The following is a 13,677-nucleotide window of genomic DNA, read 5'->3' as shown; positions in this document are numbered from 1 at the left end:
GGGTACTCTCGCCGTGCTCGGCGACCTGGCGAAGGGTCGATTGGCGGACATAGAGGTAGGCGTCGCGCTTGAGATGACTTTAAGCTCAGGCATGGAAGGGCTCCATTGCGATGGCGACGAGGATGCCGGCGATGAGGCGCGTGACGTCGCTTGTTGCGGGCGACGGATCGTCCAGGGCCGAGTGCGCGAGCCGATGGTCGCGGTAGGCCTCCTCGGCATCGACCTCCTGTCCGCGTGCTCGGATCCACGCTGCCAATCCCCGTCGACGAAGAATGGCGAGACCCGGGCAGGCCGTGAACTCGGCACGCAATGCGGCGGCGCGCAGCTTCTCGTAGCTGTCTGTTGCGTCCGCAGGCGCGACAATCAGGCTGGGTTGAGTCGTTTTTTTTTGCGCGCCAGCGCCCGCTCCAGGCTGCGCCGGTGCACCTTGACGCCGAATCGCGCCTCGATCGCATCGAGGCAGTGCGACGTGGTCAGTTCGGGCCTTGCAGCTTTGAGAGCGGCGACGAACGCAACGACCTCGGCGGAGACCTTGTGGCCGCCTTTGGGGCCTCGCCGGTTCGGCAACAGGCCGGCAAGCCCGACGGTCTGCAGGGCGCTCTGCGCCTTGTAGAAGGTCGGCCGTGTGACGCCGAATGTCTCGGCGGCCTCGCTGATCGCAACGCCGTCGACCTGGTGGCGTCGCACCATCTCGTAGCGCACCTGCACCAGGTCCTTCGCATCGAAGAATGGGTTGCTGACGAACGAGGTGTCGCGGACTGCTTCCGGATTTGGATTGAGAACGCCGTCTTGCGCCAACGCCTCGCTCTTCGGATCCCGCTTCTTCGCCGTGGCCATGCTCGGTCTCAATCTGACGTAAATATAAATACGCCTCTGTATGTTGGGTGTCAATGGAAGAGCCGACGCTACATGAGGATTTTGCACTAATAGTCGCGAGGTAATGCGCCGTACCGCGTCGACGGCATGGCATTATTATCTTTACATAGGCGGCGTATTTATATTTACGCATCGCTGGCGCCTATGCTCTCGGCAAGTCGGTCCAGCGCGTCACAAAGCGCCAACAGGTCAGCCACGCAAAAGGCTGCTCTGTCCGTAGCGATCAGCCGGAACTCATCGGGTGGATCGATATCGGTCCACGCGCTCGCGATCGTGCAAAGTCGACCGTTCTGGCCCTCATAGACCACCCGGTCTTCGCCCCAATGACGGCGCCGGTAGATCAGCTCGAACTTGCGACCGCAAAGCGGATGGAAGGGATGCGTGATCCGCACCTTTTGCCGGGCCGTACCCGCATGACCTGCAGTCGACGACTTTTGACAAGGCCAAGGTCGAGCAGGCTGTCCTCATCATCGAGCGCTGGCTGCTCGGCCGCCTGCGCCACCGTGTCTTCTACGGCCTCGCCGAGGTCAACGCGGCGATCGGCGAGTTGCTCACCAGGCTCAACGAGGAGCGGCCGATCCGGCGGCTCGGCGTGACGCGCCGCCGGTTGCTCGAGGAGGTCGACCGGCCGGCGCTCAAGCCGTTGCCGGCGAGCCCCACGTGCTCGCGGAGTGGCGTATCCGGCGCGTCAACCTCGACTACCACGTCGAGGTGGAGAAGCATTACTACAGCGTTCCGCATCGCTTCGCTCGTGCCGAGGTCGAGATGCGGTTCACCGCCCGCACTGTCGAGATCTTCCACAAGGGCGAGCGGATTGCCGCGCATCAGCGCATGAGCGGCAATCACAAGCACACCACCGTGCCGGAGCACATGGCCTCCAGCCATCGCCGCTATGCCAGCTGGACCATCGTGCGCATCCGCCAGGACGCCGCCGCGATCGGCCCGGCGACCAGCGCGTTGCGATCTCATTCTCGACGAGCGCTTCGATCTCTCCGGCGAAAGCTTGCGTCGAACCCTGCCATCCGCCCGAAAGGCCTGAGCCCGTGGCGCTGTGGACATGCCGCTGCGCTTGGACAACGCCCAGGGCGTTGCCCACATGCCCACAACAACCGCAGAAGAAGAAAAACAGATCCGGGCCGCGATTCCAGATTGACCACGCGGCTTGCCCGATACATGAGAACCAACCGGCCAGAACGCCTCGCCCCGGGCGAGATCAAATCGAAGAGGTGGGCGACATCGTCGGAATCCGCACCGGTTGACGTGATCGGCCCCATAGCGCGACACCAGTTCCAGCACCGGCTTCAGATCGTCGACATCGGTTGGGTAGCATTGCGTCTGCCAGATCATGTTATGGACGTGCAGGAACTCGGTGACTTCCCGCATGAATACCGGATCGATGAACCGAACGCCCGCGCCGTCGAAGCCGGCGTCGCGGATCATCGCAAGCTGCGCCTCCAGTGGCCATTCCGCTTCACCCGGCCGCCGTCGCTCCATCGCCCAAAACGACTGTAGGATGCGGAGTTGCTGCGTCATTACTTTACACTCGCGATGCCGTTGTGGATGCCGCGGGCATTGCGCGGTCAAACGTGTGGTCGATCGTGACGCTCTCGTCGAGGGTCTGGGACTACCAACACGTAGCGACCAGCTTCCAGACCATGCCAGTGCTGCAGGGACGAGTGGCCCAGGTCCGCCGGCAAGCAGCGGGCTCAGTTTGCGCGCGATTGCGAATCCGCCACCTCGCCTCGGTGGAAACAGCGACTGTTTACGCTTTCATGTGCATGTTAGCGAAGTCATTCCAGTGTCAAGCTGAATCGTGCGTTGCTCGATTCGTCTTGTGCGAGAGCAATCTCTCTTCGAATCCCCCTTCAAATGCGCGACTCCTCCCCCGTGCCGTCGCGAAATTCCGGGATTATTAAGCTGTCGAGGGCGTGCAAATTGTGCGTACCGGTCAAGAGAATTTCTCCGAACGGATTCTGCGATGTAGCGGCGCGGACATCTCTGCGGAAGCGAACGGTAAGTCCCAACAGTTTTGCCCACGTCCGCTAGCCGCTGTCGCGGAGTACCAGTTCGAACCCAATGTCGACTCGACGCTCGCCAGAGCGGTCAAGTGTTAGCACCGCAGCAGTGCGCCCAATTTTGTGACCGTGGACACTAATGGTGCTAAGAGATGGTGAGATCAGTCGTCCCATTTCAAGGTTGCCGAGTCCAATCACGGCAACGGGCTGTTTGTGCGCTGGGCCATCGTGCAAAAGGCCAGCTTTGCGCAAACCTGCCATGAACCCAATGGCATAAGCATCGCTCGAGGCGAAGGCAGCATCGACATCAGGCAAATTCGCATGTGCGGCGTCACCAGCCCTCGCATTTCGTTCAAGAATTAAGAGCCGTGGTTCTTGGAGCCCATTCGCCAAAATTTCGTCACGGAAACCACTCCAGCGAAGCGTGCTTCTCCGCTCATTCCCTCCGATAAACGCCATTCGCCGCCGCCCTTGTGCGATGAGGTGCCGTGCAACCGCACGGCCGGCCTTGTAATTGTCAAATCCTACTACGGCATCGATAGGACTTGCGGGCAATTCCCAAGTTTCGACGATGGGAATTCGCGCATGGCGCAGCAGCCGCTGGCCATACTGTGTCACCGGCGATCCCACCATTATGATCGCTTCAGGTCGCCGAGACAAAAGAGCGAGAAGCATGCGATCCTCGCGTGCTGCGTCATAGCGGGATTCGGCAAGGATCACCGAGTAACCAAGAGGCTCCAACTCGTCTGTCAGGCCCTGAACGGTATCGGCAAAAGTAGAGTTGGCAATAGTTGGCACCAAAGCACCAACAGATCTGGTTCGCGCGCTGGCTAGTGACCCCGCGACTAGGTTGGGCACGTAGCCCAGTTCCCGCATCGCATGTTCAACTTTGACGCGGGTTTCAGGCGCTACCCGCTCAGGCGTTCGCAGCACCCGACTGACAGTCACCGACGAAACGCCCACACGCTTTGCCACGGCTGACAAAGTTGGCACTGTCTCGTCTTCACCCAGCGGTGCGATCATGGTGAATCTTTACCGATATCTCTCTTGCTAATCAACAAGGGTTGCGCTAACAATGCCATGAAAGCGCTTACATCGAGGGCAAAACGATGGTTCCAGATAGTAACCGACTGCAAGGCGTTAGTGCCAGCGGCGATCTTGAAGGGTTCGAGAGCCCGGAAGCTGCTCCGGCGCCGGCTTTCAAAGCTGAGCCTTGGGTGCCACCTAGCCTGGTCGGCGTTATTATCGAAAAAAAGAAGATGAAGAGCCTAATGAGGCGAAGCGATGCGAGACCGCTTCTTCAACTTTTCCTTTGCGTCTCGTCTATCGCGCTCTACGGATGGCTCTATTATCTGTCGTGGGGTACGCGCTGGGTCATTCCGACGATCATTCTGTTCGGCGGGACCCTCTCGCTATTTGCTTATTCGGCAAGCCACGAATGCGCTCACGGGACCGCCTTTAAGACTCGTTGGTTGAACGAGGTGGTCTTCTGGTTCTCTTCGCTTATATACGGGCAAGAGCCGATGTATCGGCGTTACAGTCATGCCGAACATCACACCTACACTTGGTTCTGGGAAAAGGACGCTCAGATGTCATTCACTGTGCGTCAAAAGGTCGATCTTTGGACGTACATCCGCTGGTATTTGGGCATCGAATATCGGTTTGTGTTTGTCGCGGTGCGGAACGCTTTTGGGAAATTTTCGGAGAAAACCCGAAGATTTACTCCTGCGAGCGAGCTGTGGCCAATGCGTCGTAATTCGATTGTTTTCGTCACGGTCTGGGTTGCGCTCGCGGCATTGTCGATTTATTTCCAGTCGATGCTGGTGGTTTGGTTTTACGTGATCCCGAAAATTGTGGGCGATGTCATTAGCAGGAGCTTTGTGGCAACCCAGCATTTTGAGATGGGCGAGGATGATCTTGACCTGACGCACTCCACGCGTTCGATTAAGAACAACTGGTTTTATGGTCTCTACTACTGGAACATGTCTTATCATGTTGAGCATCATTTTGCCCCGACGGTTCCATTTCACAAACTTCCGGCCCTGAATGCAGAGGTCAAGACCAGGTTGCCCGAGCCTAGAGGCGTCATTCCACTAACGATCGACATTTATAAGGCTATGCGGAACAGGCATTTGAGCATCGAGACTGATGCTCTGGAAGTGCCAGCCCCCCACTAACCGGAGGGAATCCATTGCAAGACGCTTGGGTACGAGTGTGTGCTACTGACGATGTGGACTCTGAAGATGTCCTCGGGTTCGAGTATGATGGCGCAAGGTACGCGATCTACAACACTCCCAAAGGTTTTTTTGCCACGGATGGCATTTGCACCCACGAAGTTGCTCACCTTGAGGACGGGCTCGTGATCGGGACCGTAATCGAGTGCCCCCTACATCAAGGGCGGTTCGACGTTACAACCGGCAAGGCGCTATCTGCGCCCGTCACAGTTAATCTCAAGATATATCCTACGAAGGTCGAGGATGGGCATATCTACATCCGAATCTGACTCCTTGTTCATCTTCGCAGAGATATTCAATTCTCCGCAGAGTTGCCTTCGTCTATTGCGCGACTGCGCGAATAATTCAGGCTTGAAATATGGATAACGTTGTTATCGCAGGCGCGGGGCTCGCTGGGTTTTCAGTTGCTAGACGACTACGAGAGCTAAATTTCTCTGGAAATATTGCCCTTTACGGCGACGAAGGCGTCTTGCCTTACGACCGGCCTCCTTTGTCAAAGAAATATTTGACTGGTGCATTCGGCGCTGCAAGCCTCCTACTTAGATCTCGCGAGTACTATGAGCAGCAGGGTATTCAAGTCCGGAGCAATCAACCGATTCTCGAAATTGATCGTGCGCGCGAGCGCGTGCTTTTCGAGGGTGGTGACGCACCCTATGATGCACTTGTGCTCGCAACGGGAGCAGAAGCGCGCAAGCTGCCCGCTGAAATGACGCGCGGACTTTCTGGTGTCTTCACCCTGCGAAATCTCATTGATGCAGACTCCATTTTCCAAACTTTTGCTAAGGCGCAGTCGGTCGCGATTATCGGCGGCGGGTATCTAGGTCTTGAGATTGCGGCCACTGCAGCGCAGCGTGGACTGCACGTCACCATCATCGAAGCTGCGTCGAGGTTATTGCAGCGCGTCGCAGGGCATCCAACCGCAGATTATATCCGCAAGTTGCATCAAGCCAACGGCGTTATTGTCCGCGAAGGTGTAAAGCCAGATCGATTTCGTGGCCTAGATGCCGTTGAGGGCGTATTATTGTCTGATGGCAGCGAAGTTGCCGCTGACTGCGTTGTGGTTGGCGTTGGTATTACTCCCCGCACAGAGTTGGCGAATGCGGCTGGCCTCGCAGTTGCGAACGGGATAGTGACGGACAGCATGTGCCGGACGTCTGATCCAAAGATCTGGGCGGCAGGGGATTGTGCATCTTTCCCGATGGGGGGCCGGCAGGTTCGCTTAGAAAGCGTTGGGAATGCCATTGAGATGGCCGAGTGTGTCGCCGAAAATATCATGGGGACCGACCGCGAGTATGTAGCACGTCCATGGTTCTGGTCTGATCAATACGATACTTGCTTACAGATTGTGGGGCTGGGTCACGAGCATGATGTGATAGTCGTTCGAGGCGGTGGATCGGACCAAGCCTTGTCTCATTGGTATTTTGGGGGTGACAAGCTGTTGGCTGCCGATGTCATAAACGATCCGAAAACTTATATGATTGCGAAACGCCTGATTGAAAGCGGCCGCTCACCCACTCGCCAAATGATTGGCGACGCCACAACAAATCTGAAGGCCTTAATCAAGGGCTAAGTTAAGTTTTGGCCGGCCGCGAATACGGGAGAGTGTAACACGGATATCGTCGGCGCAGTTCGCCTCCTTGTTCGAAGATCTGGATGCATCGCGCGGGAAGAGCCGATCACGGTAGGCGAGGCTCGCCAGATGCGCTGCACGCTTGAGACCGACAGGCCGTTTTCTGTCAATCGGCGTTCAAATTGGGCTCTGACGCAATTTTGGTGCAGTTCCGATTATTCTGCGCCGATTAGTCTGGCTTGGAGCAGATCGATTTTCCCGCGACCGTACATTTGACGCCTAACGAGCTTGAGGCGCGTAATCTGACCTTCAGTCTGCCCGTTGGACCGGGGCGAAGTGATAGCGGCCCGCACTGCCGCCTCATCCTCGGCGACGCCGTTGGCGAACGAAGCTACAAGACTTGCGCGGGCTCGCTCGATCCAGGGGTAAGTCCCACCTCAACCTTGCGCCGGACCATCAAGTGGAATTCAGCGATGATCTCGCGCGCCTCGACCAACGTTGGTGCGCCAGATCGATCGCCGTGACCGTGACCGTCTCCCCTTTCGTAAGCAAGTCACGCCCGATTGTCATGAGACGCGCGATCGTCCTGGCCGACGGGATCTGCTGAAGGGTTTGCGCGTCGGTTTCTCGGCTCTTCGCCTGCGGGTCGCCCACTCGCTGATGACGCGGAGCGAGCCACGAAAGCCATGCGCTATTAAACGGCGCCAAAGTTCAGCTCCATTGCGGCAGCCGGACGCGCCCATTGATCGTCGAGCCATGGCAAGTGCAGATCCAACGAGCTTTGCCTGGTTCGGAAGACGTCGTGATGTTTCCGCGGACCACCTGTCGCACCAGCTTCCTGCTATGGCCGGTCTGACGCACGATCTGCTTGATAGGTATGCCGTTCTTCGACAGAGCCAGGATAGCCGCGTTAGTCTCCTCGCGGCGTAGATAGCCCTCATATTGGAAGCGCTCGGCGGCTGTGAGCAGCTTGTGATCGATCGTGGTCGCACCGATGACGATGCGTATCTGGCGCATCGATTTGCGCACGGCATCGAGGAAGGCCCGACTGGCGTTCTCCATCAGATGCCAACGATCGGCGACCTGTACCGCGTGCGGCAGCGCTTTTGCCGTGGCTTCGCCATATCCTCCACCACGATCGCGGGCGACAATCGCGATCGTGGGATGAGCAGAGAGCCAGGCTTGGGCGGTAGCTGGTTCACGATCCGGTAGCAGGGTGACCACCCGGTGCCTTTCCAGGTTGCAGACGATGCTGGCGTATCGGTGATTGCGACGCGTCATCAATACCGATAACCCTGAGCGGGTCAGCTGGGGGACGGCTGCGGCGCCGAACTACCCGAAGAAGCCAATCTTTGCTCACTGGCAGCATTAGCCGCTTTGCAAAGCCTGCTGCCGGTCGACCGCCAAGCGCCAGACCGAGATGATGGACGATGGAGCCAGTCTTGCCGTCCGTCGCGCCGATGGCGCCAGTACCCCTTCGACGAAGCGCTCGATGAAGATCTGGCGCCTGCATAGGATGGCATCGCAGCGGAAGCGGCGGGCGATTACCAGGAGTTGGACGATCCGCCCCGAGAGCGGCAGATCGGTCACGCGTCGCCGATACCGGCTATGGACACGTCGAGAAACCGTTCCGCACGATGGACACAGACAACACTTCCCGACGCCCGGACCGCAATCACGGCCTTATCACCTTCGAAGTACGCACTCTCTACAACAAACCCACTCGGCACCAGATTGGAGCGCTGGAGTGCCTGCTGCATGGCGCTGATTCTCCCCAATCAAAGCGTCAGACATCCCCCAAACTGCATCAAAAGTGAGTCAGAGCCAATATTGCAAGCCGAAGGACATCACCTTCACGCCGGAGGGAATCATGCCGAACGGACCGCCCGGATCACCCGCTGCCAAGTGCGCTTCGTCGACATCCACGCCGGCGCGCACGATCACCTCGCCAATGGCAATTTCGATCACCGCGCCTGCCACAGACGCCACCACAACCCCGCAACTCGAGTGCCGCGAGCGACAATGCTGCTCGGCCCGAGCATCGCGGCGCCAGGCGGACAGCTGCGACGGGTGAATGCCGATCCGCCGGGCGATCGCCGATACGCTCGCGCCAGGCTCCAGCGCCTCTGTCACAACTTGCGCCTTAAACTCGTCCGACCAGCGTCGGCGAAGCTGCCGCGGCGCTCCCTCAAGATGGTCGGCGACCGCTTCGATCACATGGAAAGTTCTAGTTCCAGAACTAGGCGCAGACATAGAAGCTCACATCGGCTCACAAACTCAGCAGCCGATAGCCGATCCCTCCGCCAGACGGGGTTTCTTTGCCACTTACGATCAATCTCGATGATGCCCTGGCTCCTCCCTCAACGCGCCGTCGTCAATGGCGCTTCGGCCACATGCCGCGGCGGCACAAACGGTCCAATTTCGACCGGCACTAACGGCGCTGTACTCGTATCACCGTGCTTCCCAAGCTCTTTGCGCCACCTGAACAGCTGGCTCACATGAAGACCGGCCATGCGAGCTACCTCGGAAACAGTGGCTCCGGGCTCGAGCGCAAATAGCCGCTCCTTCTCATCTTGCGACCACCGACGCCGCCGCTCGACCGATATGATCACCTCTGCCCGCGAAATCGTCATGGCGCTTCTCCTAGGATTACCCCTAAGGTCTAGGATGGCACGGTCATCATCCATCCCGCACGGAGCGCGGCGGAGCCGCGGCGCGTGGTGGACGTGGTTGGTTTTATCCTTGATCATTGCCTGCTCGGGAACGAGGCCGGTGGTGAGGTAGCGCCACAACGCCACGATCAGCTTGCGCGCCAGCGCGACGATGGCGATGCGTTTGGCGCGCTTGCCGGCGTCGGCGGTGCGGGTGCGAAACCAGCGACTGAGCGCGCTGTCGCCCTGGTGGCGAAGCCAGAGCCAGGCCAGGTTCGATCGCCTTGTGGCGGGCGCGCTGATTGCCGGCCTTGCTGATGCCTTGCTCGCGATCGGTGCCGCCGCTCTTCCAGGGACTGGGCGTCAAGCCGCAATAGCTGGCGACCTCGCGGCGGTTGCGGAAGTCCTTGTTGAACAGCTCGTTCACCAGCGTTGCCGTGAACGCCGGGCCGAGCGCCTTGAGCCGCTGCAATTGATCCCGTCGCTCGACCATCGGCGTCGGAACCGCCGGAGAAGTGTCCGCAGCCCGGGTCTGCTCCAGCGCCGCGAGTTGCTCGCGCACCAGCATCAGCCGGGCGTGCTCGCGCTTGATCTCGGCCAGAAGATGTGGCGGCAGCGCCTCGCCCTTCCAGTCGCGCTGCCGCTCGCCAGGCCAGCCAGTCGCGCCGCCGCGGATTGCCGACCGCCATCCCCCGAAGACGCAGCAACGCCTTGATCCGGTTGCTGTGGGCGGTCTGCTCGGTGACCAGCCGGTCGCGTTCGCGGCTGGCGCGCCGGGCATCCTCCGCTTCCACGCGCGGCACCCGCACGATCCGGACCACCCGCGGCTCACCCCGCAAATAGGTCATCAGGGTGCGCAGCAATAGCTCGCCGTCGATCCGGTCCGTCTTTGCTCGCCGTGCCCGCTGCTCCACCGCAATGCTCGCGGGGTCGAACAGGAAGTTCAAAATCCCGGCCGCCTCCAGCAGCCGGTGCAGCCAAAAGCCGTCATAGCCGGCTTCATAGCAGCTCACCACACGCGGCACCGATCCGAGCTTCTCCGCCACCCGGGCGCGGCTCCGTTCGATCAAAGCCAGCAGTTCGGCGTGATCGCCTCCTTGCAGCTTGTGGCGCGACATCCGATCCCAGCCCGGGCTGTGCAGCGTCACAAGCCACGTCTTCTGACTGAGTTCGATCGCAACAAAAATTGTACCACAATGGCTGGCGGTGGGCGTGCCTGTGGTCGATGCTTGCATCTGACTTCTCCGATGGTTCGAGTGTACAAACCCAAACCTATCGGAAAGGCCACGCTCACCGCCCCATGGAATCTACGATGTCACGCGGAAACGTCGCGCTCTGCGAAATAGTGGGCCGAAGAGCCTGCAGCTACCAAGTTAGACCTGCTGCCCATCGCGGACGAGCTCATCCATCACGGAGCGTACGGCACTCTCGGTGATCAAAACGATTTTGTCGATTTCAGCCTTGGTGGTCACGAGGGGCGGTGCGAAGCCGAGAATATCGCCATGCGGCATGGGGCGGGCGATCAGGCCCCGCTCGCGGGGCGGCCATGGAGACGCGAGTACCGACTTTGAGCGATGGATCGAACCGCCTCTTTTTGTGGCGATCGGCGACAAACTCGATAGCCCCCATCAGACCAACCCCGCGCACTTCACCGACGATCGGTAACTGCGCGAATTTCTCCTTGAGCTGCGCTTGAAAATAGGCGCCGACTTCGCGGGCATTTCCAGGAAGGTTCTCTTTCGCGACAATGTCCAGAACGGCATTTGCCGTAGCGGCGCCGATTGGATGACCCGAATAGGTATAGCCGTGCGAAAATGCGCCGACCCTGTCAGCGCAGCCTTCGAACACTTTATAGACGTCGTCACCGATGATCGCGGCAGAAAGTGGGAAGTAGCCGGAAGTAAGGCCCTTGGCGACCGTGATCAGGTCCGGTTCGATTCCATAGAGCTGCGAACCGAACATTGAGCCAGTTCGACCGAAACCGGTGATTACTTCGTCGGCTATCAGCAGGACGTCGTGCTTCTTAAGAACGGCCTGGATGGCTTTCCAGTAGCCTTCCGGAGGCGGCGTGATACCACCCGTGCCAAGCACCGGCTCAGCGATGAACGCTCCAACGTTGTCTGGACCAAGGCGTTCGATGAGCTGATCAAGCTCAACTGCACGGCGGGCGGAGAATTCGCGTTCGCTCTCACCAGAGTTCGCCCCCCAATAATGATGCGGAACACCGGTGCGCACCACCTGCGGCAGCGGAAGATCCATGTGGTCGTGATAAAAGCTCATACTCGTCATTGAGCCAGAAATGACGCTGCAGCCGTGATAGCCGCGCTCGCGCGCTATGATCTTCTTCTTGTTCGGCTTGCCTCGAAGGTTGTTATAGTACCAGACGAGCTTTGCCTGGGTCTCATTGGCGTCCGACCCGGACATGCCATAGAACACTTTACTCATCTTTCCTGGCGCCATCTTAACGAGACGATCCGAGAGGATTGCGAGTTCGTCCGTCGTGTGAGCGGCGTAACAGTGATAGTAGGCGAGACGGTGAGCCTGACGAGAGATTGCTTCAGCCACCTCGGTACGCCCATAACCAACATTGACGCAGTACATGCCGGCAAAACCATCGATGAGATATTTACCGTGCGCGTCCTGGATGCGGATCCCCTTGCCAGTTTCGACGATCGTAGGCTCACCAAGCTTGCCGGTCGCGAAATCCTTGAGCTGTGTGAAAGGATGCAGGACACTGCTTCTGTCCTTTTCGCTAATGTCTTTGATGTTGATGGTCATTGTGCATTACTCTCTCAAGCTGCGGGGATCTTAAAGCAGACAAATTTGGGTTCGATTACTGTGGGCCCACACGGCCGAGATCAGATTGTTTCCATCTGCCGAAGGGGCGGGCATGATTGTGAACTTCCGCGCACTCACCACCATCACCTCGGAAAGCACGCCCAGGGTCGCGATCGTTAATCCAGACCAGCCGTTCAGTGGTGGCGCTATATTCATGCTTGCGACAAACTGAGCACATAGTAGAAATCCAATAGCCTCTGCGGCAGAGCTACTCTCTGATCAAGCCCGTTAGAGTGATATTCCGAACGAATTGCTCGCCGCGGGGCCGTCTTACCAGGCCGCTACCAACGCCACCTTGCATTTGCTCGCCGCCCCGATGTGCCGCAAGCGCGGCAAACAGCCGATGCCGACTAAGTCAGAATGCCAGATCCTAAAGTTCAAGCAGCCGATCGTGCTGAGCGGCTCAACGTCCTACGCCAAGTAGCCGTAAATGTCGTCCGCCGGCGACGCATTCCCCTGGAGCTCCACGACCGACTTGTCGAGCACCTTTCGCGTGAGATGCTCGGACGTACCGAACATGTATGCTGGCTTGTTACAATCATTTCTTTGCAATCCAGTGATTTCTAACAGGCTGGCGCGATAACGGCGCGCAGATTGGTCTGGCAACTATGCCCGAGCCTTGAATCCGAATGCCCCTAAGTCGAGCGCATTATGGCCGAAAATCTGCGCCGGATCTGCATAATGCGGAGCTTCTATGCGTTGACGGGCCCGGTGATCCGGCTGGGCACGTGAATTTTTGGTTCTCCAGCATCACATCTCTTGTCGCTTCGTCGAGGGATCTGCGAAATCGAAGGCCGGGCGGAAATTCGCGTGCTCGGTTATAGCTACGTGGCATTCGATGGATCGAACGGAGCAATTCCTACTCGCCGTCGGTAAAAGTCGTAGAAGGTCCTTGGCGCGCGCGCCATGACGACTGAGCTTCGCTGCCGATGCAGCAAGCACGCGCAGCGTCGCGGGCTTACTGTCGCGTACCTGCAGAGGTCTGGCTGTCAAATCGCTCGCCGCGTTGCTCACGAAAAGGACCGCGAGCGGCGCGTGCGCGCCACTGCCAACTCTTTCTTCGTGTATCCGGCGCACCTATCCAGCACTAATTTGGCAGATTCGTCGGTTTAGTGACCGGTAAGGGAAGCGGCTTTCGGACGGCCAAACAGGGCGAACGCGAAGTCGGATTGCGCTCAGGAATAACGAGCCAGCGAAACCGATTGAGACCAGTCTGACTTCATCACCGCACGCTTTTCTGACCTCACCGTTGACGGTCGCTGCCATCTCTGCTTCGGCGATTCCATCCCGCCGCGACTGTTGAAATGCGCGCACGGCCACATCGGCCACCGCCATCGCCTCGCGCATTGCGTTAATTTCTAACTTGTTCTTCACGGCCATCACCGATGAGACCAGACGCATCGACGACCTTCATATCCGGAAGGCGCGCCTGAAGTGCACTCAGGTTTCAGCAGCCGAGTTCAAAACCCACCTTGCTCCCGGCCAATCCCAGC

The 13,677-nt window shown here is 58.9% G+C and carries 11 protein-coding genes and 4 pseudogenes; 4 read left to right on the top strand and 11 right to left on the bottom strand.

Annotation, left to right across the window (positions count from 1 at the left end; translation table 11 throughout):
• Window positions 1-85: 85 nt before the first annotated feature.
• The 3 genes from ACVW1B_RS01150 to ACVW1B_RS01140 form a co-directional block, all read right to left on the bottom strand.
• Entirely contained in the window at window positions 86-310 is a 225-nt protein-coding gene (locus ACVW1B_RS01150) for a hypothetical protein (protein WP_253641389.1), read from the bottom strand.
• Between the two features lie 53 nt (window positions 311-363).
• Window positions 364-837 carry a helix-turn-helix domain-containing protein gene (locus ACVW1B_RS01145; RefSeq protein ID WP_253603675.1) on the bottom strand — a complete coding sequence of 158 codons (474 nt, stop codon included), beginning with the start codon at window positions 835-837 and terminating at the stop codon, window positions 364-366.
• Window positions 838-1,001: 164 nt separating this feature from the next.
• Complete coding sequence (locus ACVW1B_RS01140) at window positions 1,002-1,268, bottom strand: DUF5372 family protein (protein ID WP_253603677.1); 267 nt, start codon at window positions 1,266-1,268, stop codon at window positions 1,002-1,004.
• A gap of 44 nt (window positions 1,269-1,312) precedes the next feature.
• On the opposite strand from ACVW1B_RS01140, the pseudogene ACVW1B_RS01135 reads away from it, so the two are divergent.
• Window positions 1,313-1,836 (top strand): annotated as a pseudogene (locus ACVW1B_RS01135) (Mu transposase domain-containing protein); the annotation flags it as partial.
• 1,082 nt (window positions 1,837-2,918) lie between these two features.
• On the opposite strand, the gene ACVW1B_RS01130 reads toward ACVW1B_RS01135, so the two are convergent.
• Window positions 2,919-3,914, bottom strand: coding sequence for a LacI family DNA-binding transcriptional regulator (locus ACVW1B_RS01130; RefSeq protein ID WP_253603679.1), 996 nt, complete (start codon window positions 3,912-3,914; stop codon window positions 2,919-2,921).
• Between the two features lie 86 nt (window positions 3,915-4,000).
• Between ACVW1B_RS01130 and ACVW1B_RS01125 the strand changes: the two genes are divergently transcribed.
• The 3 genes from ACVW1B_RS01125 to ACVW1B_RS01115 all read left to right on the top strand — a co-directional run bounded on the left by ACVW1B_RS01125 (window position 4,001) and on the right by ACVW1B_RS01115 (window position 6,695).
• Window positions 4,001-5,068, top strand: coding sequence for a fatty acid desaturase (locus ACVW1B_RS01125; RefSeq protein ID WP_253603681.1), 1,068 nt, complete (start codon window positions 4,001-4,003; stop codon window positions 5,066-5,068).
• A 35-nt stretch (window positions 5,069-5,103) separates the two neighbouring features.
• Entirely contained in the window at window positions 5,104-5,394 is a 291-nt protein-coding gene (locus ACVW1B_RS01120; RefSeq protein ID WP_375167303.1) for a non-heme iron oxygenase ferredoxin subunit, read from the top strand.
• An 89-nt stretch (window positions 5,395-5,483) separates the two neighbouring features.
• The gene (locus ACVW1B_RS01115; protein WP_253603685.1) at window positions 5,484-6,695 is read left to right on the top strand and encodes an NAD(P)/FAD-dependent oxidoreductase; all 1,212 of its coding nucleotides are present in this window, start codon (window positions 5,484-5,486) and stop codon (window positions 6,693-6,695) included.
• A 215-nt stretch (window positions 6,696-6,910) separates the two neighbouring features.
• Here the strand turns inward: ACVW1B_RS01115 and ACVW1B_RS01110 are convergent.
• From ACVW1B_RS01110 to ACVW1B_RS01080, 7 genes and pseudogenes are all read right to left on the bottom strand, one after another.
• Window positions 6,911-8,455, bottom strand: a pseudogene (locus ACVW1B_RS01110) (ISL3 family transposase).
• A 58-nt stretch (window positions 8,456-8,513) separates the two neighbouring features.
• Window positions 8,514-8,912, bottom strand: coding sequence for a transposase (locus ACVW1B_RS01105; protein ID WP_253603687.1), 399 nt, complete (start codon window positions 8,910-8,912; stop codon window positions 8,514-8,516).
• Between the two features lie 143 nt (window positions 8,913-9,055).
• Window positions 9,056-9,328 carry a transposase gene (locus ACVW1B_RS01100; RefSeq protein WP_253609773.1) on the bottom strand — a complete coding sequence of 91 codons (273 nt, stop codon included), beginning with the start codon at window positions 9,326-9,328 and terminating at the stop codon, window positions 9,056-9,058.
• A gap of 103 nt (window positions 9,329-9,431) precedes the next feature.
• Window positions 9,432-9,839, bottom strand: coding sequence for a transposase (locus ACVW1B_RS01095; RefSeq protein ID WP_375167302.1), 408 nt, complete (start codon window positions 9,837-9,839; stop codon window positions 9,432-9,434).
• Between the two features lie 265 nt (window positions 9,840-10,104).
• Window positions 10,105-10,464, bottom strand: a pseudogene (locus ACVW1B_RS01090) (IS110 family transposase); the annotation flags it as partial.
• Between the two features lie 255 nt (window positions 10,465-10,719).
• Window positions 10,720-12,124: pseudogene (locus tag ACVW1B_RS01085) on the bottom strand (aminotransferase).
• 1,137 nt (window positions 12,125-13,261) lie between these two features.
• Complete coding sequence (locus ACVW1B_RS01080; protein ID WP_253603691.1) at window positions 13,262-13,585, bottom strand: hypothetical protein; 324 nt, start codon at window positions 13,583-13,585, stop codon at window positions 13,262-13,264.
• Window positions 13,586-13,677 lie beyond the last annotated feature (92 nt).

The sequence above is a fragment of the Bradyrhizobium sp. USDA 4502 genome, from assembly GCF_054063355.1.
Note: the sequence above shows the minus strand (reverse complement) of the source record. Positions and strands in the feature narration are given on the sequence as shown.

Coding starts and splice junctions, on each gene's coding strand:
- ACVW1B_RS01145 (WP_253603675.1), bottom strand. CDS start 837: ATGGCCACGGCGAAGAAGCGGGATCCGAAGAGCGAGGCGTTGGCGCAA.
- ACVW1B_RS01130 (WP_253603679.1), bottom strand. CDS start 3,914: ATGATCGCACCGCTGGGTGAAGACGAGACAGTGCCAACTTTGTCAGCC.
- ACVW1B_RS01125 (WP_253603681.1), top strand. CDS start 4,001: ATGGTTCCAGATAGTAACCGACTGCAAGGCGTTAGTGCCAGCGGCGAT.
- ACVW1B_RS01115 (WP_253603685.1), top strand. CDS start 5,484: ATGGATAACGTTGTTATCGCAGGCGCGGGGCTCGCTGGGTTTTCAGTT.
- ACVW1B_RS01100 (WP_253609773.1), bottom strand. CDS start 9,328: ATGACGATTTCGCGGGCAGAGGTGATCATATCGGTCGAGCGGCGGCGT.
- ACVW1B_RS01095 (WP_375167302.1), bottom strand. CDS start 9,839: ATGGTCGAGCGACGGGATCAATTGCAGCGGCTCAAGGCGCTCGGCCCG.
- ACVW1B_RS01080 (WP_253603691.1), bottom strand. CDS start 13,585: ATGCGTCTGGTCTCATCGGTGATGGCCGTGAAGAACAAGTTAGAAATT.